Source organism: Hymenobacter bucti (assembly GCF_042681145.1).
GTDB classification, from domain to species: Bacteria; Bacteroidota; Bacteroidia; order Cytophagales; family Hymenobacteraceae; genus Hymenobacter; species Hymenobacter bucti.
Genome location: NZ_JBHUFD010000001.1, coordinates 1,217,163 through 1,241,854, shown reverse-complemented (window position 1 = coordinate 1,241,854; position 24,692 = coordinate 1,217,163). Strand labels below are relative to the sequence as shown.

The window sequence follows — 24,692 nt, the reverse complement described above, 5'->3', positions numbered from 1 at the left end:
AATCGGTTTTCACCGGTTGTTGCTGGTAGCTCGTCCTTGCTAAAGGCGGTTCCCTAGGTGCCAAATATTCAACTGACTGACTACGTAGCGAACTGCTGCGTAGCCAGTCAGTTTTTTTAGCAAGGTTTGCTAACGGTTAGGCGGTTCATAACTTGTATTTTACCTTAGCTCAATGAAAGTATCGCACCAAGTACCCGCGTTGGCCAAGCGTCCTGCTTTGCGGGGCCGTTTGACGGGCCGGTTGCTCGGGTGGGCGCTGGCGCTGGGCGCGCTGCCAGCCGCGGCCCAGCAGTTGCCCCGTGCGGGCCGCACTCTACCTATCGATACTGTACGTCAGATAGTTGACTTGCCCGCCGCGACTATTGACTCGCTGGCCGCCGAGCCGCTCATTGAGCTCACGGTAGATTCGGCACGCCTAGCCTGGCTGCAAACCCCAACGACGCTGCAAGAGCTGGTGGGCGACCGCATGAGCTGCTTTGAAACGGCCGCCCCGCACCAATTCAACAATGCGGTGATGGCTTACGTGCGGCTTTTTACCGAGCGCCAGCGCGGCTATACCCAGCGGGTACTGGAGCGCCGCGACTTTTACTTCCCACTTTTTGAGAAATATCTGGCGAAGTACAATCTACCCGATGAGCTAAAATATCTGTCGGTGGTGGAGTCGGCCCTGCTGCCCGCCGCCAAGTCGGGAGTGGGCGCCGTGGGCTTATGGCAGTTTATGCCCCCTACGGCCAGCGACCTGCGCCTCAAGCGCGACGAGTGGGTAGACGAGCGCATGCACCCCGAAAAATCTACGGAAGCTGCCTGCAAATACTTGCGCGACCTCTACCGCATATTTCACGACTGGGAGCTGGTGCTGGCGGCCTACAACTGGGGCACGGGCAACGTGCAACGAGTGATTCGGAGAACGGGCAAGCGCAATTTTTGGGAGATGTACCCGCACATGCCCGCCGAAACGCGCAACTACGTGCCCACTTTCACGGCCATCATGTACGCGATGACCTATGCCAAGGAGCACGACCTGCACAACTCCTCGATGCGCTACCAGCACTACGAGCAGCTCGACACACTGACCCTGCACGGGCAGGCTCTTGATTTGCGTCGCCTCAGCCGCGCCCTCGGGTACGCCGACTCGCTGGCCCTGCAGCGCTACAACCCCGAGCTGCGCCACGCCGGCCTACCGGCCGGCTACCGGCCCTACGTGCTGCGGTTTCCGGCAACGGCGCGCGAGCACCTAGGCGATGTCGACCACGCTACGCTGCTGGCCTATTGCCAGCCGGCCGCCGAGCTGCCGCGCCCACTAGCGCCGCTGCTGGCCCAATTAAACGGTGTGGAGCCCTGGTCGACGGGCAGCCAGCTCGCTCATGCCGATACGGAGGCGGCCGCCCCCCACCTCCGCCGCCTCAACTACACGCTGCGCCGCGGGCAAACTCTGGCCACCGTAGCCGAGAGATATCACGTAAGCCCGGCCCAGCTCCGCAAGTGGAACGGCTTGCGCAAAGACCAATCGCTGAAGCCTGGCCGCCAGCTGCTGGTGCTAGTACCCGCCCCGGCCGCAGCCGCGCCGCATACCGAGCAGACCCTAGTGGCCGCGGTAGCTCCGCCGCCCATCACGGTGGCCACTCTTCGCCACGCAGCAGCTACCGACAGCACTTTACAGATACTCGCTGCCGCTAATGTGCGCTACGCCCGGCTGGCCCAGGAGCGCACCGCCCGCGAGGTGGCGCAGGCCCAGGAGCTAGCCCGCGTAAAAAAGCAGCTGGCGGCCCGGGCAGCGGCGCAGCGGCGCTTATCCATCGCGCAGGCAGCGGCGGCGGCTAAAAATGCGGCTGCCACGCGCCTAGGTCTGCCCACCGACTCGACTACCACCGACGACGCGGTGGCGGCTGCTGTGGCACCAACGCCTTCGCAATCGGCCCGCACGGCCAAGCGCCGCGACAACACGCGCAACGCTATGCGGACTGAGTCCGTGGCTAGCGTAGACGCTACTACCGAGCCGGATTTGGCGCCAGAAGATGCTAACGCTACGCCTCCTTCACGCACCAGCCGCACTAGCGTAGCCAGCTCACCGGTCGAGGGCCGGACCACTGGCCGGACGACAACAGAAACCCGCCGACCTAGGGAGGAAAAAACTGAAGCGGCCCCCACCCTTTACACCGTGCGGCCGGGCGATAACCTCACCAAGCTGGCCCAAATGCAGGGTATCAGCGTGGAGCAGCTCAAAGCGTGGAATAAGCTGACGACCGAGAACGTGCTGGCCGGGCAGCAGCTGCGCCTTGCCGCGCCCGCCGATGCCACGGCGCTGCCCGTGGCGGTGCAAAACCCGGCGCCGCGCCACGCTAAAAATATCCCGAGTGGCCCCAAACTCGAAACCCACACCGTGCAGCCCGGCGACACGCTTTTTAGCATTGCCAAGCGCTTTGGGCTGACGCTGACCGAGCTAAAGCGACTCAATCACCTGGCTAGCGACCAGGTAAAACCGGGTCAAAAGCTGGTAGTGGGCGGGTAGCTCCCGCCAAATAAAGTGTATTTTTGCCGAACGGCCGCGATTGGTTCGCGGCCGTTTTTGTTTGGTCTAACTCCCCACCATGCTCAAAATCAACCCCCAAGACGCGCTCGACTACCACGAGCAGAGCCCCCAGGGCAAAATCGAGGTAGTGCCTACTAAGCCCGTGAGCACCCAGCTCGACCTGGCCCTGGCCTACTCGCCGGGCGTGGCCGAGCCCTGCAAGGCCATCGCCAAAAACCCCGACGACGTGTACAAATACACCGCCAAGGGCAACCTAGTGGCAGTTATTTCTAACGGAACGGCGGTGCTGGGCCTCGGCAATATTGGGCCGGCCGCCTCGAAGCCGGTGATGGAGGGCAAGGGTGTGTTGTTCAAGAAATTTGCGGGTATTGACTGCTTCGATATTGAGATTGACGCCGAGGATCCCGACGAGTTTATCCGCATCGTGAAGGCGTTGGAGCCCACGTTTGGCGGCATTAACCTAGAGGACATCAAGGCACCGGAGTGCTTCCGCATCGAAACGGAGCTGCGTGACAAGATGAACATCCCGCTGATGCACGACGACCAGCACGGCACGGCCATCATCACGTCGGCGGCTTTGCTGAACGCGCTGGAAATCGTGGGTAAGAAGATTGACGAGATTCAGCTCGTGGTGAGCGGCGCGGGCGCGGCGGCCGTGTCTTGCCTGCGCCTGTACCTAGAGCTAGGCGTGAAGCTCGAAAACGTGGTGGTTTTCGACAAGGACGGCGTTATCAACGCGGGCCGCACCAACCTGGCCGATATGCAGATGCGCTTTGCTACGCAGCGGCCCGTCAGCACGATGGCCGAGGCGCTGGAAGGCGCCGACGTATTCCTAGGGCTGTCGGCGGCCAATGTGCTGCCCGCCGAGCTGCTGCTGAAGATGGCCGACAACCCCATCGTATTTGCGCTGGCTAACCCCGACCCGGAAGTGGCCTACGACCTGGCCATGAGCACCCGGCCCGACCTGATTATGGCCACCGGCCGCTCGGACCATCCTAACCAGGTAAACAACGTGCTGGGCTTTCCCTACATCTTCCGGGGAGCTTTGGACGTGCGGGCCACCGAGATTAACGAGGCCATGAAACTGGCCGCCGTGCGCGCCCTGGCTGAGCTGAGCAAAGAGCCCGTGCCCGACATGGTGAACAAAGCCTACGGCGATAATACACTGGCTTTCGGTCGCAACTACCTCATCCCGAAGCCCCTCGACCCGCGCCTGATTACGACGCTGTCGCCGGCCGTGGCCAAGGCCGCGATGGAAAGCGGCGTGGCCCGCCGCGACATCACCGACTGGACGGCCTACGAGGACGAGTTGCGCGCCCGCCTAGGGGTCAACCAGAAGCTGATGAACCGCATCACATCGGCTGCCCGCTCGGGGCCGCGCCGCGTGGTGTTTGCCGAGGCTGATAACTACAAGATTATTAAGGCGGCGCAGATTGTGCGCGATGAAAACATTGCCCTGCCCATTTTGCTGGGGCCGCAGGACCGTATTCAGGCCATTGCCCAAGAGAATAATATTGACCTGGAGGGCTGCGAGATTATTGACATTTTGCAGGAAGAAGCGACGCGCCACCAGTACGCCGAGCTATTCTATCAGAAGCGCTCGCGCCGAGGTATCACGCTCTACGAAGGCCGGCGCCTGATGCGCGAGCGCAACTACTACGCCGCCATGATGGTGGAAACCGGCGCGGCCGACGCCTGCATCACCGGCTTTACGAAGGACTACGGCAAGAGCATCGTGCCCGCGCTGCAGGTAATCGGGCCGGCCGAGGGCGTGAGCCGGGTGGCCTCGATGTACATCATCCAGAACCGCCGGGGGCCGTTTTTCTTCGCCGACACCACGGTGAACATCAACCCCAGCGCCGAAGAGCTAGTGGGCATTATTGGCCTCACGGCGCGGGCCGTGCGGTTTTTCGATGCCGAGCCCCGCATTGCGGCCATCTCGTACTCCAACTTCGGCTCGAACTCGGGCGTGCTGCCCGACAAGATGCGCAACGCCGTGGCGCTGGCCAAGGCCAAGTACCCCGACCTGCTCATCGACGGCGAGATGCAGGCCAACGTGGCCCTCAACCCCGAGCTGCTGCGCGAGCAGTATGGCTTCTCGCCGCTGGCCGAGCAGGGCGCTAACACGCTGGTTTTCCCCAACGTGGAGTCGGGCAACATTGCTTACAAAGTGTTGCAGGAAATCGGCGGCGCCGAGGTAATCGGGCCCGTGCTGATGGGCATGCGCAAGCCCATCCACATCTTGCAGCTCGGCGCCTCAGTGCGTGAGATTGTGAACATGACGGCCATTGCGGTGGTCGATGCCCAGCGCGGCGGTAAGGCGCTGTAGCCCAGTACGCACCCGCGTTATTTTACCACTTTATCAAGGCGGCCCGAAAGCAAACAGCTTGCTTTCGGGCCGCCTTGCTAGTATTTGGCCGGGCCGCGCTTATTTTTGATAGTATAAAGCCAAGAACCGCTTGCCGGGCCAGCAATAGGCCCTGACCAGCAACTTTCCCTCGGCAGCCCACTGCCCCCACCCTCGCCATGATAGCCTACCTCGACGGTAAACTCGCCTATAAAGACCCCACTCAAGCCATTATCGACACTGGCGGCGTGGGCTACGAAGTTAAGATTTCCCTAGGTACCTACTCCAAGCTGCCGGCCGAAGATGCGAAGGTGAAAGTCTTTACCTACCAGCACATTAAGGAAGATGGGCAGACGCTCTACGGCTTCCTCGACCCCAACGAAAAGGCGCTGTTTCTGCACCTAATTTCGGTGTCGGGCATTGGGCCGGGCACGGGCATCAACATGGTGAGCAGCATGGGGGTGAGCGAAATTCGGCAGGCCATCGTGAACGAGGATGTGCGCGCCATCCAGAGCATCAAGGGCGTAGGGCCGAAAACGGCGCAGCGCGTGATTCTCGACCTCAAGGATAAGCTGCGCAAAGACGAGCTGCTAGCCAAGGCTGGCGTAGACACCGTGCCGCTGGCCCGCCAGCACAATACCCAGCGCCAAGAGGCGTTGCAAGCCTTGGTAATGCTGGGGTTTGCCCGCGCGGCGGCGGAAAAGACCCTCGACCAAATTCAGCACAAACACGGCAACGAGCTGAGCGTGGAAGAGCTCATCAAATTTGCCCTGAAATCGCACTAGGCAAGCGGCCAGGCAGCTATATCAGTATCCCAGGTTTGGGCGGCGGCACCAGCAGCGGCCCAGATTATTAGCTTTATCTACTTAAACCCGGCATCTTCCTACTTCCTAGGGTGATGCCGAACCTCTGTATCTGCTTGAAGTCTCTACTATCTGCTGGTTATAAATTACTTACCCCAGCTACTATATTGACGACCACGCTGGTCTCGTCAGTATTTATGGCGGCGGCGTGGGCGGGCTCAGCCGGGGCGGCGGGGCATTCGCGCGTAGCAATTGGGGTGTTTACGTGGGCGGGCCAGCTGGGGTTGCCCCTGCAAGGACTGCCCGCGCAAACCGTGCCCGCCGACACGGGCCGCTACCGGCCCAGCCGGCGCCCTAGGGTGCGCACCCAAGACCGGCCGGGCAGCCGGTTTTCGCCGCAGCGGCGGCGCTCGCCGCTGGTGTTGCCCCTGCCCAAGAGCGTGCAGATGACGGTGACGCCCGACGACAGCCTCAAGCGCTACAACGTGCGCGAAACGGTGGGCGCCGACATCGACTACCGCGACCCGACCGAAATCACGCGGGAGGAGCTGCTGCGGTTTCAGGAGCGGCAGGCCATCAACGACTACTACCGGCTGCGCAGCCAGGGCGGCGTGGCAGGCACCGGGGCGCAGCCGGGCTCGGCGCAGGCTCAGCGGCTGATTCCGAAGATTGACATCGGGCCGGTGGCCGACCGCATTTTTGGTGGGCGCTACATCGACATTCGGCCGGCGGGCTCGCTGACGCTGAAGGCGGGCGCGCGCTTCAACACCAACCGCAACCCGGCCCTGACCTTGCGCCAGCAGAGCGTGGGCGACTTCATTTTTGACCAAAACCTGAATTTGAACCTGAGCGGCCAGGTGGGCACCAAGCTCAAGCTCACGTTCAACTACGACACCAAGGCGGCGTTCGACTTCGACAACCAGATGAAGTTCGACTACGTGGGCCAGCCCACCGACATCCTGCGCAAGCTAGACCTCGGCAACGTGAGCATGCCGCTGAATAACTCGCTGATAACGGGTGGCTCTAACTTGTTCGGCATCAAAACCCAGCTACAGTTTGGGCGCCTAGGGGTAACGGCAGTGGCGGCCACTTTACGTGGCTCGGCCGACGAGGTGCGGGTGCAAAACGGCGCCCAGAGCCGCACCTACGAGCTGAAGGCCAGCCAGTACGAGCGCGACCGGCACTTCTTCCTGGCCCAGTACTTCCGCGACCAGTACGACCAAAACCTGCGGGGCTTGCCCACGGTGCAGAGCGGCATCACTGTCACCCGCTTGGAGGTGTACGTGACTAACGACAACCGCACCACCGACAACCTGCGCAACGTGGTGGCACTCATGGACCTAGGCGAGCCCCGCCGCGACCGCACCCTGCGCTCGCAGTTCTACAACCAAACGGGCGGCACGGCGGCCGTGGCCGTAAAGCCCGCCGACAACGCTGGCAACTCGCTTTACAACACGCTCTTGCGCGGCGCCGGCGCCACCCGCGACAACCTGAACGTGGAGCAGTTCCTAGGTGGTCTGCCCGCCCCGGGCGGCACGGTAGCGCTGGTGAAGAACCTCGACTACGAGCGCGTGCGGGCCCGCAAGCTGGCCACCAGCGAATACACCTTCAACGCCCAGCTCGGCTACGTGAACCTGAACACGGCCCTGCTGCCCGACCAGGTGCTGGGCGTGAGCTACTCGTACCTCTACAACGGTAAGACCTACACAGTGGGCGAAACGATAAACGAGTACAGCAACGTCGCCCAGGACCAGGTAATCTACCTGAAGCTGCTGAAAGCCACCAACCCCGGCGTGGGCACCGTGGCCTACGACAACCCGACGGCAAATTTTAACCAGCTGAACCCGAACCTGCGAACCCGCAACACGCCAGCCTGGGATTTGATGATGAAAAACATCTATCCCCTGAACGCTTCACAGCTCAACCGCGACAACTTTAACCTTCAGATTATCTACAAGGACGACGCCACGGGCGTGGACTTGATTTCGCTGAAGGAAGGCGCCCGCATCCAGAATACGCCGCTGATTCAGGTGCTGGGGCTGGACCGGGTGAATGCCAACAACGACCGCAACGCCGACGGCAACTTCGACTTTTTCCCGGGCATCACCATTGACCCGGAACTAGGCAAGATTATTTTTCCGAGCGTGCAGCCGTTTGGCTCCTACCTGCGGGCGCAGTTCGACACGGCCAATACCAACGCTACCGTGGCCGCCGCCGAGCGGGCGCTGGTACAGAAATACGTGTACCAGTCGCTCTATAACCGCACGCAGAGCGATGCGCAGCAAGAGCAGGTGAAAGACAAGTTCTACCTGCGCGGGCGCTTCCAGGGCGCCTCGGGCTCCGACGAAATCAGCCTGCCCGGCATTGGGGTGGCGCAGGGCTCGGTGAAGGTGTACTCGGGCAGCACGCTGCTGACGGAGGGCGTCGACTACCAGGTATTCTACGACCAGGCCAAGGTCAAAATCCTCAACACCGCCTACCTAAGCGCGGCCAACGAGCTGCGGATAGCCTTCGAGAAAAACGCTCTGGTGCAAGTGCAGCCGCGCAAGCTGGTGGGCACCCGCCTCGACTACGCCGCCAACCGCGACGCGCTGTTTGGCTTCACGGCCATGCACATCCTGGAAAACCAGGCGCCCGGTATCAACCGCGTGAACATCGGTGACGAGCCGGCTAACAACACCATGCTGGGCGGCGACGTGAGCTTCCGCAAGGACAGCCGAGTGCTGACCAAGCTAGTGGATATGCTTCCCGTTGTGTCGACCAAGGAGCTCTCGACGGTAGCTTTTACGGGCGAGGTAGCCAAGCTCATTCCAGGCCGGGCGCAGTTGGGGCGCGGCGAGAATGGCGTGAGCTACATCGACGACTTTGAGAACGCCCGCACGCCCTACACGCTGAGCGGGCTGGCCTCGATTCCGGCGTGGCGCCTGGCCGCCACGCCGGCCCCCATCCTGGGCACGGCCACCGGGCTGGCCAGCAACTACCGCCGCGGCAAGCTGGCCTGGTACACCATCGACCAGAGCTACTACACGGGCGGCAATGGCACGTCGGGCATTGCCAGCGCCACGCTCAATAACTTTTATACGCGGGGTGTCCAGCGTAATGAAGTATTCCCCATCAAGGACCTAGGCACTACCGGCAACGGCTACGAATACACCTTTGACCTGGCCTACTACCCCGGCGAGCGGGGGCCGTATAACTTCCTACCCGACGGTATTGACGCCAGCGACCCCGACAGACGCCGCTTTACCGACCGCTCGCCCGCTGCTAACCAGGCCCGCTTCGGGGGCATTTCGCGGGGCATTACGTTCGATACGGACTTTGACAACGCTAACATCGAATACCTAGAGTTCTGGATGCTGGACCCTTTCGCAACCGCCAGCAACCGAGAGCTCACTAAAATTGATGACCCTCAAACCCCCAACGTTTATGCGAATGACCCCAATGCTGGCGGCCAGTTTATTCTGAACCTGGGCAACGTGAGCGAAGACGTGCTGAAGGACAGCAACCAGCACGAGTTTGAGAACGGCCTGCCCACGCCTGCCGACCCCGACCCGGCCTTGCTCACCACCGGCACCGCCTGGGGCCGCGTGACCACGCAGCAGTTTCTAACCGATGCCTTCAGCGCCGCCGCGGGCGCCCGCGCCCTCCAGGACGTAGGCCTCGACGGCTTCGGCAACACCGACGAGAAAGTGTTCTGGACCGGGCAGCCGGGCAACTTTGGCGCCTTTACCGACCCGGCCGCCGACGACTTCCGCCACCACCTCGACCCGAGCTACACCCAAAACAACGTGCAGCTCCTAGGTCGCTACAAGGACTATGACAACTACGATGGCAACTCGCCCGAGAATTCGCAGCTCAGCTCCACGGCCTACCCCGACAAGGAGGACCTGAACCGCGACAACGTGGTGCAGGACTCGGAGCAGTACTACGAGTACGCGATGGACCTGCGCCCGGGCCGCCTGAACATCGGCGAGAACTACATCATTGACAAAGTAGTGGCGCCCATCGTCAGCACTACGGGCGCGGCCACTACCGAAACGAATACCTGGTATCAATTCCGCATTCCGGTGCGCGAGTACCAGCGCGTGCAGGGCAACAACGGCGCCGATTTTGGCTTCAAGAACATCCGCTTCATGCGCTTTTACCTCACCGGCTGGCAGCAGCCGGTGGTGCTGCGCATGGTGCAGCCGCAGTTCGTGGCCAACCAGTGGCGCCGCTACCTCAGCCGCATTGCCGACCCCCGCATCGGCCTTACCTCGCAGCCCACCGATGCCGACGCCTTCAACGTATCGACGGTAAGCGTGGAGGAGAACGGCCTGGGCGCTGGGGCGGCCACTAACGGGTCGATTCCCTACGTTCAGCCGCCCGGCATCACGCGCGACATCGAGTACGGCTCGTCGTCGGTGGCGCGCCAGCAAAACGAGCAGAGCCTGCGCCTGTGCGTGGAAAACCTGCGCGACGGCTACGCCAAGGCTGCCTACAAGAACCTCACCATCAACATGCTGCGCTATAAGCGCCTGCGCATGTACCTGCACGCCGACTCGCAGGACCCCAACACGGTGAGTAGCACGCAGGAGGGCGACAGCGTGCGGGCATTCCTGCGCATCGGCACCGACTACACCCAGAACTACTACGAATACTCGCTGCCCCTGACCTTTACCACGGCCGGCCAAACGGTGCAGAGCGACGTGTGGCCCGAGAGCAACAACGTGGACGTAGCCTTCCAGGACTTCATCGACGCCAAGGCCGAGCGCAACCAGCGCGGCTGGCCGCTCACCGTGCCCTACGTGAAGAAAGTGCTGCTGCCCAGCGGCAAAACGGCCTACCTCACCATCCTCGGCAACCCCGACTTTTCGGCGGTGCAGGGCTGCATGATTGGGGTGCTGAACCCGGTGAAAGTGGGTAACACCAGCTCGAAAACCTTCTGCCTGTGGGCCGACGAGTTTCGGGTATTTGACTTCGAAACCCAGGGCGGCTGGGCCGCCAACGCCCGCCTCAACGTGAAGCTGGCTGACTTGGCCAACATCACGGCCACGGGCTCGTTTGTGGGCGTGGGCTTCGGGGGCTTGCAGGACAAGGCCCAGGCCCGCTCGACCAGCGACGTGATTCGGGGCGACCTCAACGCCACGGTGGCGGCCGATAAATTTCTGCCGCCCACCCTGCGCCTGCGGGTGCCCGTGCTGGTGCAGGCCAGCACCCAAACCACCACCCCGCAGTACGACCCCCTCGACCCCGACACCAAGCTCGAGCAGAGCCTGCTCAAGTTTGCCGATGCCGACGCCAAGGCCGAGTACAAGAAGCTGGTGGTAGACCGCACCACCAGCCGCAGCATCTCGGTGCTGAACGTGCGCAAGGAGCGCGGCCCCACCCAAACCAAAGTGCACCCCTGGGATATCGAGAACGTGGCCGTGAGCTACGCCATCACCGAGCGCACGCACTCCGACATCAACACCCAGCGCGACTACTCGCGCTCGTACACGGCGGCGCTGGCCTACATCTACCAAACCACCCCGCGCAACTTCACGCCCCTGAGCAGCTTCAAGGCGCTGGATAATCCCTACCTCAAGATTTTCAAGGAAATCAACTTCACGCCGCTGCCCAGCCGCTTCTCATTCCGCACTGACCTCGACCGGCGCTACAACGAGCGCTTTTTGCAGCGGGTGCTGGAGCCGGGCACGCTGCCCACCACCGCCGGCATCGCGGGCGTCTACTACAAGTCATTCTACATCAACCGGGTGTATGATATGCGCTGGGACGTGACCAAGGCCCTGGCCATCGACTACACCGCCAACAACCGCGGCGTGATTGACGAGGGCGTAGGCCGCTCTATCGGCAATAGTGCCGAGGCCCAGGCCAACCGCCAGCAGCAGTGGAATAACCTGCTGCGCGGCGGCCGCACCACCAACTTCGACCAAACCATCTCGGCCACCTACCGGCTGCCGCTCGACAAGTTCCCGCTCACCGACTGGCTTTCGGCCGATGTGCGCTACTCAGCGCACTACAGCTGGCAGGCGGCCTCCACGGCCCTGCGCGCCCGCACGCCCACCCCGAGGCGCCTAGCCGACAATACCATTGACCCCACCGATACCACCACCGTGGCCATCAACCTAGGCAACACGGCGCAGAACAACGCCGAGCTGACGGCCAACGGCAAGATTGACCTGGTGAAGCTTTACAACAAGGTGCGGTTCTTGAACATCATCAATAACGCGCAGCCGGCGCCGCGCCCCGTTCAGCCGAACCCCAACGCGCCGGTGCCGCCCGGCGGCCGCCCCCAGCAGCCGGCCGCCCCCGACACGGCCCGCAAAGACCCGTTGCGCTTCGTGAAGGCCGCCCTGCGCGCCATCATGACGGCCCGCAGCATCAACTTCACTTACGCCCACTCCAATGGTACGCTGCTGCCGGGCTACCTACCTAGGACCCGCTACTTTGGCCTCACCGACGGCGACTTCAATGGCTTAGGTGGCTTGGCGCCGGGCATTCCATTCATTTTAGGTCAGCAAATGAGTCTGGCCTCGCTCTATCAGGAGGCGGTGAGCAAGGGCTGGTACACCGAATCGAGCCAATACCTGAACACGGCCTACAGCGCCCTGCTGACCGACAATGTGGCCGCCCGCACCGCTCTGGAGCCCTTCCGCGGCTTCAACGTGCAGCTCGATGCGCGCTGGCAGCGCACTAAAAACGACGAGTCGTACTACCGCCGCACCATCGACACGGCCTCGACCGCTTATAAGGAAGTGGGCTACCTGACGCCCCTGGCGGGCGAAGACCTGGCCCGGCTGGTACCCCAAACCTTGGGCACGGGCTCGTTCAGCGCCACCACCATCACCATTCAAACGTTTTTTGGCGACCTAGGGGCCAACGGCGAAACCAGCAAGGCCTTCGACCGCTTCGTGGCCAACCGCGCCGCCGTGCAGGCCAAGCTGCAGGCCGCTAACCCAGCCCAAGCGGCGGGCGGCACCACCACGAAACTCTTTAGCCTCAACTCGCAGGACGTGCTGATTCAGAGCTTCCTGGATGCCTACCACGGCAAGTCGTCGGAGGGCTACGAGGCCAAGCGCTTCAACCCGTTCGGCATGTTCCCGCTGCCCAACTGGCGCCTGGAGTACAACACGTTTGCCGAGCTGCCGGGCATGCGCGAGCTATTTCGCTCATTCACTATCAACCACTTATACTCGTCGGTATACACCCTTGGTAGCTACACCACCACCACCAGCTACAGCCGGCAGCCCGACTTTGGCAACAACGCGCTCGTGCCGCTGGCCGTCAACAGCACCGGCCAGTATATTCCGTACTACGTGGTGGGGCAGGTCAGCTTCCTGGAAAGCCTGGCGCCGCTGGTGGGCATCAACTTCCAGACCGTCAACAATGTAACCGGCCGCGTGCAGTACAGTACCAGCCGCGCTGTGGCCCTGAACACCACCAATGCCCAGGTAACCGAGGTGCACGCCACCGACCTCACCATCGGCATCGGCTACGCGGCGGCCGGCCTTAAGCTGCCCTTCCGGGTGGGCGGCGAGCAGCGCGTACTCAAGAACAATTTGCAAGCCCGCCTCGACCTAAGCATCCGCGATAACACCACCATTCAGCGCAGCATTCTCAACTCCATCGACCCCATCCCCAACCTGCCGGGCGGCGCGGCCTTCGCCCAAGGCGACGTGGGCATCCCGACCTCGCAGATTACCAACGGCGCCCTCACCGTGCAGTTGCGCCCCACCATCGACTACCTGCTCAACACGCGCCTCAACCTGCAGTTCTACTTTACCCAAACCATCACGCAGCCTCGCGTGAGCAACGCTTTCCGCAACGCCACCAGCGAAGGCGGCTTGCAGCTGCGCTACAGCTTGCAGTAGGTGAACTAGTGAGTTGGTGAAATAGTGAGCATGTTGAACTTACCGCTTTTGCTTTGCCGATGAGGCCACAGCCGCTGGCTCGCCGTACTTTTGCGGCAACTCACCATTTCACTAGTTCACCATTTCACCTTATGGATTTTCCCGCCACCCTGCACTACACTAAGGACCACGAATGGCTGCGCGTTGAAGGCGACGTGGCATACATCGGCATCACTGACCACGCGCAGCGCGAGCTCGGCGACATCGTATATGTGGACATCGATACCGTGGACAAGGAAGTTGCCCAGCACGATGTATTCGGCACCGTGGAGGCCGTGAAGACGGTTTCTGACTTGTTCAGCCCCATCACCGGCACCGTGCTGGAAGTGAACGCTAAGCTGGCCGACGCCCCCGAAACCGTGAACTCGGACCCCTACGGCGACGGCTGGATTATCAAGATGAAGGTGGCCAACCCCGCCGAAATTGAGGCCCTGATGACGGCCGACGCCTACGCCGAGCTGGTGGGCGCCTAGGTCCACCTGGTTTCGTTTTAGAACGCCATGCCCCGGAACGCGCCGCGTTCGGCATGGCGTTCTTTTTTTGACTTCTCCCCTATCTTGCCCGTTCACGCTGCTTACCGAGCGCCCCCCATGGCCCAGTCTTTATCGCGCAAATTTTACGCCGTGCCGCCCCTGCTGTGGGCGGCTATTATGCTGGTGCTTACCCTCACCCCGGCCCAGGAAATGCCCCGCACACCCGACTGGAAACTGCTGGCCTTCGACACGGCGGCCCACGCGGGCGTATTTGCCGTGCTGGCCGTACTGAGCTGGGTGGCCCTGCGGCAGCAGCGGCGCTGGCCAGCCCTGGCCCAGCGCGCCGGTATAGTAGTGCTAATAGGCTGCGTGCTGTTCGGCGGCCTCATCGAGATTTTGCAATACCTCATGGCCGTGGGGCGGCAAGCCGAATGGTCGGACCTGGCCGGCGACAGCCTAGGCGCCGTGCTGGCGCTATTACTGGTCGGCGGCGGCTGGCACTGGTGGTCGCGCCGCCGCCTGGCCACTCCTGCCCTAGTCCTGCTGCTGCTCTTGAGCAGCAGCCTTTTTTTTGCCCCACCCGCCCGCGCCCAGGCGCCCGACCTGGGCCGCGCCCGCCGCACTATCGAGGCACTAGCGGCGCCCAAGCTGCACGGCCGCGGCTATGTGCAGGGCGGCGAGCACGCGGCCGCCACCTACCTGCGCGGCCGGCTGCGCCAATTGGGCCTGCAGCCGCTGGCGCCCGATTTCACGCAGCCCTTTACGCTGGACGTGAATACGTTTCCGGGAAAGATGGAATTTCAGCTACTTATTCCAACCCCACGCCGCCTGATACCGGGCAGCGACTTCATTGCTTCGCCAGAATCTGGTGCCGGGCACTCGCCCGAACGCTACGTAGCGGTACCGCTGGACACCTTGGTTTTTACGGATAGCACCGCGTGGCGCCAGTATTTGTCGCCTCCCGCACTGCCCAATGGCGGCCGCCCCAAGCCGGGACCAATAGCCGCTCTGGTGGTGCGAGCCCGCGACGAAGCCCGGCTGGCTCAGTTGCCTCCCGCGATGCAGCAGTACATCGCGCAGCACCCACGCTTCACATTGGTACCCAAGCTAACCGCTTCGCTGGCCAGCCAGCAAGCCGCTACGCCTCACTTAGAAGTGCTCGCTAGCAGTTGGCCTGCCAACCTCCTCACAAAGCCTTTTACCCTACAGCTCGATGCCGAGCTCCAGCACAACTACCAAACCCAGAACCTCGCCGCCTTCATCCGCGGAAGTGCCCAGCCCGACAGCTTCCTGGTGGTTTCGGCCCACTACGACCACCTAGGGATGATGGGCGATAAGACCTATTTCCCCGGCGCCAACGACAACGCCAGCGGCGTGGCGCTGCTACTAGAGCTCGCCGCCCACTACGCCCGCCCCGAAAACCGGCCCGCCTGCTCGGTCGTGTTTCTGCTGTTTGGGGCCGAGGAGGCGGGGCTGGTGGGCTCGCGCTATTTCGTGGCGCACCCGCTGGTACCGCTGCCGCGCATTAAGTTCCTGGTCAACCTCGACCTGCTGGGTACCGGCGAAGAGGGCGCCACCGTCGTGAATGGCAAAGTCTACGAGCCCGCCTACCAGCGCCTCACCGCCCTCAACGACGCGCATCACTACCTGCCGCGCCTCAGTGCCCGCGGCCGGGCGGCCAACTCCGACCACTTCCCGTTTTCGGAAGCTGGCGTGCCTGCATTTTTCCTGTACACCCGCGGCGGCAGCCCGGCCTACCACGACGTGCATGACCAGCCCGCCGCCCTGTCGCTGGCGGGCTTTGCGGGGGCGTTTGGGCTGGTGCGCGACTTTCTAAACGACCTAGGCGCCCGGCCCTAGGTAGCCCGGCGGCCAACAAAAAACCCCGACCGCTAACCGGCCGGGGTTTTTAGATAAAATAATCGAATAAATTTTATAAAATAACCTAATTCACTAATAATCTGTCACAAGTATCCCCCACTTTCCGCCCGAGGGCGGAAATCGTTTACCCGTTGGCTTTCAACGAGTTTAGAATTTTCTTAGCCAGCGGCTCCCATTCGGGCTTCTGGCGGTCGGCGCAGTTAAAGGTGCAGATGAGCAGCTTGCCCTGCACGTCGGTGAAGAACACCAGCGTGTACACTTCGTGGCCCATCTCGGGCTTCATGAATTCGAGGTAGCCCACTTTGCGGCCCGAAACCTCCTTCACGCCCTCGCCAAACCAAGTGGTTTGCTTATACTGCTTGTGGTAGGTTTTCGAGAAGTTGGTCTGGTAGATGTCCACCATGTCTTGGTCGGCTTCGTTGTCCGAGTAATTGAAGGACAGGCTCACCAGGTTGTTGTTGGTGAACACCACGCTGGGCCGGCTGCTGGCGTGCGAGTAGATGAAATCCATCTGCTGCTCGCTCATCAGCTCGAAGCCTTTGGGGATGAGCACTTCTACGCGCTCGCTCAGCACTCGCTTTTTTACCAGCTCGATTTCCGAAGCGGGCCGGGCCGCCATCAGCAGGCCCGATAACGAAACCAGCAGGGTTAGTATGAATGACTTCATAATAGTTAAAAAGTAAGAGGGTGAGTGAGTAGAAGTAGCTCTTCGTCCTATGTGGCATCTAAGTTACAAGCAAAATCCAAATTTGGTTTATCTGGAAAATGACGTAGCTCAGTATCCGTAAATCTAATTTTAGCGAAACACTTGTTTAGTATAAACTACTAATTATCAAATGCTTTACTCATTTAATGTGAATCAAAGCATCTTATAAAAAACCAATAAATTACTTCTTTTGCACGTTCACTTTATGAGAAATATGCAAAACGTAATCCGAAAGATGCAGTAGTTTTTTTGAAAAAATATCTCTGTAGCAATTACAGAATATTATTGAGCTGCTCCTTGATTTTTTCCAACTCTTCTTTCATGCCCACTACTAGGTGCTGCACGGCCGCGTCGTTGGCTTTGGAGCCTATTGTATTGATTTCCCGGCCTATTTCCTGGGCCAGGAAGCCGAGTTTCTTACCTACGGCCTCATCGGGCTGCTGGATTGCCAACTCGAAATAGTTTAAATGCGCGGCTAAGCGCACTTTTTCCTCCGCAATGTCCAATTTCTCTATATAATAGAGCACTTCCTGCTCAAAGCGGGTGGCGTTGAACTGCTCGTGCTGCGTGAGCTCGGCGAGGTGGGCGGCCAAGCGCTGGCGCACGTGCAGGATGCGCTGCGGGTCGTGCAGCTCCACGGCAGCCAACTGCTGCCGAATGGTGGCGATGTAGCCTAGTATCTCAGTCTGGAGCGTTTGGCCCTCATCGTGGCGAAACTGCTGCATGGCGGCCAGCGCCTCGGTGAGCAGCGGCTGCAGCTCGGCCCAGGTGGGCTCGTCGGCGGGGCCGGCTTCGGCCTGGGCCTGCTCCGATGCACTGGGCACCACGCCGGGCAGGCGCAGGGCCGCCAGCAGGGTGGCCTCGGTAACGGGCAGGCCCAGGCCCTGGGCAATGGCTTGCAACTCGTGGTAGGCGGCCCGCAGCGCATCGCGGTTGAGCGCCACGGCGGCGGCCGGGGCAGTGGCAGCGCGGGTGAAATCGAGGTTGAAATTAACCTTGCCGCGCAGCAGCGCCTTAGTGATTTGCTGCCGGATATCGAGCTCGTGGGCTTGCAGAAAGCGCGGCAGGCGTAGGGTCAGGTCGAGGGTTTTGGAGTTGAGCGAGCGCAGCTCTACCGTGGCAGCGTAGCGGTCGGTTTGGCGGTGGGCCTGGCCAAAGCCAGTCATGGATAGTAACATAGGAGGGAACTGCCTGGGCCAGCGGCACCAAAGGCGGCGTTAGTGATACAAAGGTGAACGGCAAAGCTATTGCCCTAGGGTCTTAAACGCTCACCTAGGCTATTTGCCCTTTGGCCAGGGGCTTTTACTCGCTAAAGGCTACTGCCGCACCAACGGGTGCCCCCGTTTTTGCAACCATACTATAAGGTATGCCGTCGGGCAACCCGGCCCGCTGGTATGTTACGCCAACGTTACAGGCGTTGTGGATTACCAATGATTTGATAATTTTCGAAGGCTTACTTAGATTCTAGCCTGGGGGAACTTTGCGGCTGCATTGGCATAACCCCCCTTTTTATGCGCACTTCTACCCTAGGCCAGCCCGCTACGCGACTGGCCACCCTCGTATTTCTGCTGCTGGCCCACTGGGCTTCGGCGCAAGTCACTACCTCGTCGATAAGCGGCAAGGTCATCTCCGACAAAAATGAAGAGCTAATCGGCGTAACCGTCGTGGCTACCAACGTGCCTACCGGCACCAAGCGCGGCACCGGCACCGAAACCGACGGCCGCTTCAGCATCCCCAACCTGGCGCCCGGCGGTCCTTACACCGTTACGGTTACGTACGTGGGCTTCAAGGAACAGACCGTGAGCGGCGTATTCCTGACCCTAGGTAACACCACCCGCCTCAACTTCACGCTGGCCGCCGAGGCGCAGCAGCTCAATGAAGTAGTGATTACGGGCAACACGCAAGCCACCAAAACCGGCGCCGGCACCAACGTGGGCAAGGAAGCCATTCAGCAGCTGCCCACTATTTCGCGTAGCATTCAGGACTTTACGCGCCTCGACCCGCGCAACTCGAACGGCTCGTTTGCCGGCTCGTCGTTCCGCTACAACAACATTACGTTGGATGGCGCCGTGAACAACGATGCCATTGGTTTTTCGCCTTCCCTAGGTGGGCAGGGCGGCACTTCGGGCCTGCCGGGCTCGTCGGCCCGCGCCAACCCGATTTCGCTCGATGCCATCCAGGAGATTCAGGCTTCGGTGGCGCCCTTTGACGTGAAGCTGGGCAACTTTACGGGCGGCTCCATCAACGCCGTGACGCGCTCGGGCACCAACGATTTCCACGGCTCGGTGTACGGCTACGGCCGCAACCAGGGCATTACGGGCAAGAGCATCGACGGCGAACGCAACCGCATCGGCGCGGCCTACCACGACTACCAGACGGGCTTTCGCCTAGGTGGCCCAATTATCAAAAACAAGCTGTTCTTCTTCGTGAACGGCGAGATTGCCCGCCGCCAGGAGCCGCAGTTTTACGGCGCTGGCACGCCCGGCTCGCCGGTGTCGCAGGACCTGGCCCAGCTCATCAGCAACAAGCTGCAAACCACCTACGGCTACAACGTGGGCGAGTACAACGACTATAACATCCACGCCAACAGCGACAAGATTTTCGGCCGCATCGACTTCAACCTCGATGACAAGACGAGCATCGCGCTGCGCCACAACTACGTGAAGTCGGACGCCACTAACCTGGAGCGCTCGGGCAGCTTGTTCAAATTTGGCTCGCAGGACTTCAACCAGAACAACCTGCAAAACTCGACGGTGCTGGAAGTGAAGTCGAACTTCAGCAGCAAGATTGCCAACAACCTGATTCTGGGTTACACCAACATTCACGACTACCGCTCGCTGCTGGGCGGCCAGAGCACGCTGTTTCCGGCAGTGCAGATTAACAACGTAGGGCCTTCGGTAGGTGATAACACGCCGTACTCGGGCACGTACTACCGCGGCTCGAACCAGATTTTGCTGGGCTCGGACCGCGAGGCGAGCATCTTCAATACCCGCACCAAGACCTTCGAAATCACGGACAACGTGACCTACTTTGCAGGCAACCACACGCTGACCCTAGGCACTCACAACGAGCTGTATAAGATTGATTACGGCTTCATTAACTCCTGGAACGGCCGCATCGAGTATAACAGCGTGTCGCAGTTCTTGGCCGACCAGCCGACCCGCATCCGGGGCACGTACAACAAGACCGACAACAGCTACGACTACAACTACAACAACCCGTCGGCCTCGTTTAATGTCAACCTGTACTCGGCCTACCTGCAGGACGAGTGGAACGTGACCGACCGCCTCAAAGTGTCGCCTGGCCTGCGCTTCGACCTCACCTCGCTGCCCACCGCCCCGGCCCTGAATACGGCCCTGGTGAACAACCCGCAAAACGACGCGCGCACCCTAAACCAGACCTACCAGCACAAGAACTGGTCGGAGCTGAACAACAACATCCTGGGCCGCATCCAGGTATCGCCGCGCCTGGGCTTCAACTACGACGCCAAGGGCGATGGTAGCATCGTAGTACGCGGTGGTACGGGCTTGTTCACGGGCCGCATCCCGTTTGCCTGGTTGGGCTACGCTTACTACAACAACGGTATCAACTACAACTCGGTGGATGCCAACAACCTGCAGCCCACCAGCGGCAACCTGGCGGCCGGCACCAAGTACCTGCTCAACCAGAACCCCAACCAGATTTACTCGCAGCTACCCGCCGCGGCCCAGAACACGACCGAGGTTAATCTGATTGACCCCGACTTCAAGATGCCGCAAATCTGGCGCTCGTCGCTAGCCTTCGATTTCAAGCTGCCAATGGGCTTCCGGGCTTCGGTAGAGGGCTTGTACACGGAGGTGTTGCAGGACGTGAAGTTCCAGAACATCAACCTGACCGACAACGTCACTTACTACGCCCAAGGCCCGACCCAATCGCCGCGCTACTCGGCTCCGGCCGGCGGCAACGCCAAGGTGAACACGGCTTTCTCGAACGCATTCTTGCTGACCAACACCAACCAGGGCCGCCGCTACCAGCTCACGGGCTCGGTGGGCAAGAGCTTCACTAACCTGCTGGACCTGAGCGCCGCCTACACCTACGGCGTGAGCAAGGACATCAGCAACGGTATCCGCAACTCGCCCCAGAGCAACTGGGAGCTGAACCCGGCCCTGAACGTGAACGACCCGGCCCTGGCCTACTCCAACTTCGACCTGCGCCACCGCGTGGTAGCCAGCATCAACCTACACCACAACCTAGGGCAGCGCTTCACGGGCTACTTCACCTCGGTGCTGACCTACGCCAGCGGCTCGCCCTACTCGTGGGTGTACAACAGCAACCCCTTCGGCAACGGCCAGCAGAACGTGCAGCTCGCCTTCATCCCCGGCTCGGCCGCCGACATCACGCTCGTCAACCGCGTAGCCACCACCGTGAACCCCACGGGCTTCGCCCTCGACGCCAGCGGCGCGCAGTACGCCGCCCTCAGCAGCTTCATCGACGGTGACAACTACCTCAAGAACCGCCGTGGCCAGTACGCCGAGCGCAACGCCGCCCGCACGCCTTGGAACAACCAAGCTGACGTGCGCTTCATGGTCGAAGCCAAGCTCGGCAAAATGGAACCCAACGAGGCGGGCGTAGTAGCTGCCGGCCACAGCATCCAGATTTCGTTTGATATCCAGAACGTGGGCAACCTGCTCAACAAGAGCTGGGGCCGCCAGTACTTCGTGCCCAACACCTTCAACTCCACCCTGGGCACCGGCCTTTCGCAAGTGGCCTTCGCCGACGCGGCAGGCAACCTCTCGGCTACCTACGGCGCCAACACGTTTAACCGTCCGGCCTTCACCTACAGCTCGCCGGCTACTTACTCCATCGACCAGCTGGCCTCGCGCTGGCAGGGTCAGCTAGGCGTGCGCTACCTGTTCTAGGTCCTGCGCGCCTCCCAAAATCGGCCCCGGTCCTGCTTATGCGGGGTCGGGGCCGATTTTTTAGTTTACCACCCCCCCAGCTGAGTTCTGAGACCCTAGGCCGCTCATCCCCAAGCCGCGCAAAGAAATAACTCGTCTTTACTCAAAATTCATCTTATAAATAACAAGTAAATTATATATTGTGCTTTCATCAACTGCCGTGCTTAATTGTGAGTATTTGATGAATAATTCTTTTCGTCACTGGCCCCGCTTACCCTCGTGCGGGTGCCTAGTTCGGAGCGCCTCGCGGGTTGATTTTCCTCATTCCCCCCGCCTAGCCGCCCGCCACTTTTTCTCACCCTAACACCAGGAGGCCGCCATGAAAGCACTAGCGCAGTACACGGGTTTTTTACGCAGGCTCCGCTTCACCTACTGGCTGTTTAACCTGGCCAACCTGCTGCGGCTGACCAAGAACAAGGAGCTGTATAAGAGCCTGGGTATTGGCCGGGCCGTGTGGCAGCACGTGGCCCACGCCGACATCAAGCAGCCCTCGGCCGATATTCCGTGGCTGGACCAGGCCGGCGTGACGCCGGCCGCCATTCGGCAGCGGGCGCACTTTGCTAGCTTTCCCGCGGCCGTACAAGAGCAGCTCTTGCAGTGGCCCGCGCAGGGCTTTATCATCTTACCCGGCCTGCTAACGGCGGAAGCCGATGCGGTAAATGCCGAGATAACGGCGCTTCGGCAGGCGGGCAAAATAGATTTCAACTTCACTGGCCGCAAGATTTTTAACGCCTGGCAGCACAGCCCGGCCGTGGCGGGCGTCTTCCATCACCCGCTGCTGCTGCGCATCATCCGGTTCATTTTTGAAAAGGACGTCATTCCGTTTCAAACGGTCAACTTCGTTCGGGGCAGCCAGGAGAAGCCGCACAGCGACAGCATCCACATGACGACCGAGCCCCTTGGGTACCTGGCGGCCGTGTGGGTAGCGCTCGAGGACATTCAGGTGGGCAGCGGCGAGCTGCTGTTTTACCCCGGCAGCCACAAGCTGCACTACGTGATGAGTGAGGATTTTGCCAGCGGCAACACCGCGCTACACCTAGGTACCCACACCCGCGAAAGCTACGAGACTAAAATCGAGGAGGTTATCCAGCAGCACGCCTGCGTGGGCCAGCCGTTTTTGGCTAAGAAAGGCGACGTGCTACTCTGGCACGCCAACTTGCTGCACGCCGGTTCGCCCATCTCGGACCCGCAGTTGACGCGCCACAGCATGGTGGCGCACTACTTTGCCGATGGGGTACTGCGCTACCACGAAATAACCCAGCGCCCCGCCATCATCTAGCGCCGCGGCCCGGCGCTATTTTTGGGCCTGTGAAAGTCCTGCACCTGCCCAAGTGGTACCCGCACCGCTACGACGACCAGGACGGCGACTTTGTGGCCCGGCACGTGGCGGCCATTGCGGCGCACGGCGGGCCCGGCGACGGCCCGGCCGAGTCGGCGGTAGTGTTTGCCACCGTGGCCCGCGGCCCCCTCCCCGCTCTGCTGGTGGAGGAAGCCGACCTAGGCGGGCTGGTGCCCACCTGGCGCTACTACTACCGCGCGCGCCCCACCGGCCTGGCCCCGCTCGACCGGCTGCTGAAGCTGGGCCTGTGGCTGCTGGCCCAGCACCGCGGCCGGCGGGCCGTGCGGCAGCACTGGGCCGGCGCCAGCCCCGATGTGGTGCACGCGCACGTGCTGTTTCGACCCGCGATGTGGGCGCAGTGGCTGCGGTGGCGGCACGGCACGCCCTACGTACTCACCGAGCACTGGACGGCCTTTCAACCCGCTAGTGCGGCGCGGCTAGGTTGGTTCAGGCGCTGGCTGGCGGGGTGGCTGGTGCGGCGGGCCGCGGCCTTCACGCCCGTTTCGGCTGACCTAGGGCGGGCGCTGGCGGCGCTGGGCGGCACGAATGCCCAAACTATTGTGGTGCCGAATGTGGTTGACACGGAGCTGTTTCACCCGCCGGCCGCGCCGGGCGGCCGCCAAGGCCTGCTGCACGTAGCCGCCTTTAATGAGCCGGCCAAGAACCTAGGCGGCCTGTTGCGCACCGTGGCCGAGTTGCGGCGCACGCAGCCCGGCCTGCCGGGCCTGCGCCTGCGCGTGGCCGGCTACGGCCCGGCTGAGGCGGCGCTGCACCACCTGGCCCAGGCGCTGGGACTGCTCGCCGATGGCACCGTCATCTTCCTAGGCAAGCTAGCCCCGGCCCAGGTGGCGGCCGAGATGCGCCAAGCCGCGAGCCTGGTGCTGTTCTCCAACTACGAAAACCTGCCGTGCGTGCTCATCGAGGCGCAGGCTAGCGGCCTGCCGGCCGTGGCCACCCGCGTGGGCGGCGTGCCCGAACTGCTGCCTGACCCCGACCTAGGGCTACTCGTGCCGCCCAGCGACGAAGCCGCCCTGGCCCAGGCCCTGCGCGAGGTGCTGGCGGCCCCACCCGGCCGCTTCGACGCCGCCCGGCTGCGGGCCCGGGCGGTGGCCCAATACAGCTACCCGGCGGTGGGGCGGGCCTTTGGCGCGGTCTATGCCCGTATTTTGGGGCGATGAAAGTTCTCCGCTCGCTGCTCGAAGCTGCCGTGGTCCTGGTGGTAGCGCTGGGGCTGGTGCGCTGGGTGCTCAGCATTTTTAGTAAGAAAACTACCGTTTACCGCCCCACCACGGCCCGGCAGCTGACGCTGCTCACGTGGCCGCTGCTGGCGGTGGGCGCGGGCCTGACAGCCGCCGGCCCCGACCTGTTCGCCGCTACCGCCGCCGAGCGCTGGCTGGCCTGGGGCCTGCTGGCCGCCGTGCTGGCCCTGGCCGCGCCGGCCCTGGTGCTGCACCTGCGCTACTACACCCTCAACGCCGCCACCACGCTGGTGTTCGACCCCACCAAGGGCCACTTGCAAGTAGCATTGGCCGAGGTGCTGGCCTACGACCCCGCCCGCCAGGGCTGGCCCGGCCCCGGCCCGGTAGAGTGGAGCCGCTGCCGCTGGCCGGGCGTATTTTGGCGCCCCTACGAGTACCTGCGGCTGCCCCTGCCGCAGGGCGACGTGATTATCACCGTGCTGGTGCTGCCCACCATGCAGCCGCTGGTGCACTACCTGCGCTATTTTGGGGTGGAGGTAGTAGAAAGGCGCCGCGGCTGGGCGTGGGTGTAGCGCTCGCTGCCCG

At 62.1% G+C, this 24,692-nt stretch carries 12 protein-coding genes; 10 read left to right on the top strand and 2 right to left on the bottom strand.

Annotation, left to right across the window (positions count from 1 at the left end; all coding sequences use genetic code 11):
* Positions 1 to 172: 172 nt before the first annotated feature.
* From ACFSDX_RS05130 to ACFSDX_RS05105, 6 genes are all read left to right on the top strand, one after another.
* Entirely contained in the window at positions 173 to 2,509 is a 2,337-nt protein-coding gene (locus tag ACFSDX_RS05130; RefSeq protein ID WP_382312120.1) for a LysM peptidoglycan-binding domain-containing protein, read from the top strand.
* A 79-nt stretch (positions 2,510 to 2,588) separates the two neighbouring features.
* Positions 2,589 to 4,859 carry an NADP-dependent malic enzyme gene (locus ACFSDX_RS05125; protein ID WP_382312119.1) on the top strand — a complete coding sequence of 757 codons (2,271 nt, stop codon included), beginning with the start codon at positions 2,589 to 2,591 and terminating at the stop codon, positions 4,857 to 4,859.
* Positions 4,860 to 5,056: 197 nt separating this feature from the next.
* Positions 5,057 to 5,662: a Holliday junction branch migration protein RuvA gene (ruvA, locus tag ACFSDX_RS05120; protein WP_382312118.1), complete on the top strand. Its 606-nt coding sequence runs from the start codon at positions 5,057 to 5,059 to the stop codon at positions 5,660 to 5,662.
* A gap of 185 nt (positions 5,663 to 5,847) precedes the next feature.
* A complete protein-coding gene (gene sov / locus ACFSDX_RS05115; RefSeq protein WP_382312117.1) occupies positions 5,848 to 13,533 on the top strand; it encodes a T9SS outer membrane translocon Sov/SprA in 7,686 nt (2,561 codons plus the stop codon).
* A 131-nt stretch (positions 13,534 to 13,664) separates the two neighbouring features.
* On the top strand, positions 13,665 to 14,045 hold the full coding sequence (gene gcvH / locus ACFSDX_RS05110) for a glycine cleavage system protein GcvH (protein ID WP_382312116.1): 381 nt from the start codon (positions 13,665 to 13,667) through the stop codon (positions 14,043 to 14,045).
* Positions 14,046 to 14,162: 117 nt separating this feature from the next.
* Positions 14,163 to 15,905 carry a VanZ family protein gene (locus tag ACFSDX_RS05105; RefSeq protein WP_382312115.1) on the top strand — a complete coding sequence of 581 codons (1,743 nt, stop codon included), beginning with the start codon at positions 14,163 to 14,165 and terminating at the stop codon, positions 15,903 to 15,905.
* Between the two features lie 145 nt (positions 15,906 to 16,050).
* Here the strand turns inward: ACFSDX_RS05105 and ACFSDX_RS05100 are convergent, their stop codons facing one another.
* Together ACFSDX_RS05100 and ACFSDX_RS05095 are read right to left on the bottom strand one after the other, a co-directional pair.
* A complete protein-coding gene (locus tag ACFSDX_RS05100) occupies positions 16,051 to 16,593 on the bottom strand; it encodes a hypothetical protein (RefSeq protein WP_382312114.1) in 543 nt (180 codons plus the stop codon).
* Between the two features lie 311 nt (positions 16,594 to 16,904).
* The gene (locus tag ACFSDX_RS05095; protein ID WP_382312113.1) at positions 16,905 to 17,810 is read right to left on the bottom strand and encodes a YicC/YloC family endoribonuclease; all 906 of its coding nucleotides are present in this window, start codon (positions 17,808 to 17,810) and stop codon (positions 16,905 to 16,907) included.
* 333 nt (positions 17,811 to 18,143) lie between these two features.
* Here ACFSDX_RS05095 and ACFSDX_RS05090 point away from each other — a divergent pair, with 333 nt between their 5' ends.
* From ACFSDX_RS05090 to ACFSDX_RS05075, 4 genes are all read left to right on the top strand, one after another.
* Entirely contained in the window at positions 18,144 to 21,530 is a 3,387-nt protein-coding gene (locus ACFSDX_RS05090; RefSeq protein WP_382312112.1) for a TonB-dependent receptor, read from the top strand.
* A 358-nt stretch (positions 21,531 to 21,888) separates the two neighbouring features.
* Complete coding sequence (locus ACFSDX_RS05085) at positions 21,889 to 22,848, top strand: phytanoyl-CoA dioxygenase family protein (protein ID WP_382312111.1); 960 nt, start codon at positions 21,889 to 21,891, stop codon at positions 22,846 to 22,848.
* 29 nt (positions 22,849 to 22,877) lie between these two features.
* Positions 22,878 to 24,086: a glycosyltransferase gene (locus ACFSDX_RS05080; protein WP_382312110.1), complete on the top strand. Its 1,209-nt coding sequence runs from the start codon at positions 22,878 to 22,880 to the stop codon at positions 24,084 to 24,086.
* Positions 24,083 to 24,679, top strand: a complete 597-nt coding sequence (locus ACFSDX_RS05075; protein ID WP_382312109.1) for a PH domain-containing protein — start codon at positions 24,083 to 24,085, stop codon at positions 24,677 to 24,679. Before ACFSDX_RS05080 ends, ACFSDX_RS05075 begins: the two co-directional genes overlap by 4 nt.
* Positions 24,680 to 24,692: the final 13 nt, after the last annotated feature.

Excerpts from the sequence above, each read along its gene's own strand:
- ACFSDX_RS05090 (WP_382312112.1), top strand. The coding sequence starts at position 18,144 with ATGCGCACTTCTACCCTAGGCCAGCCCGCTACGCGACTGGCCACCCTC.
- ruvA (WP_382312118.1), top strand. The coding sequence starts at position 5,057 with ATGATAGCCTACCTCGACGGTAAACTCGCCTATAAAGACCCCACTCAA.
- ACFSDX_RS05095 (WP_382312113.1), bottom strand. The coding sequence starts at position 17,810 with ATGTTACTATCCATGACTGGCTTTGGCCAGGCCCACCGCCAAACCGAC.
- ACFSDX_RS05100 (WP_382312114.1), bottom strand. The coding sequence starts at position 16,593 with ATGAAGTCATTCATACTAACCCTGCTGGTTTCGTTATCGGGCCTGCTG.
- ACFSDX_RS05085 (WP_382312111.1), top strand. The coding sequence starts at position 21,889 with ATGAAAGCACTAGCGCAGTACACGGGTTTTTTACGCAGGCTCCGCTTC.
- ACFSDX_RS05125 (WP_382312119.1), top strand. The coding sequence starts at position 2,589 with ATGCTCAAAATCAACCCCCAAGACGCGCTCGACTACCACGAGCAGAGC.
- gcvH (WP_382312116.1), top strand. The coding sequence starts at position 13,665 with ATGGATTTTCCCGCCACCCTGCACTACACTAAGGACCACGAATGGCTG.
- ACFSDX_RS05130 (WP_382312120.1), top strand. The coding sequence starts at position 173 with ATGAAAGTATCGCACCAAGTACCCGCGTTGGCCAAGCGTCCTGCTTTG.
- ACFSDX_RS05105 (WP_382312115.1), top strand. The coding sequence starts at position 14,163 with ATGGCCCAGTCTTTATCGCGCAAATTTTACGCCGTGCCGCCCCTGCTG.
- ACFSDX_RS05075 (WP_382312109.1), top strand. The coding sequence starts at position 24,083 with ATGAAAGTTCTCCGCTCGCTGCTCGAAGCTGCCGTGGTCCTGGTGGTA.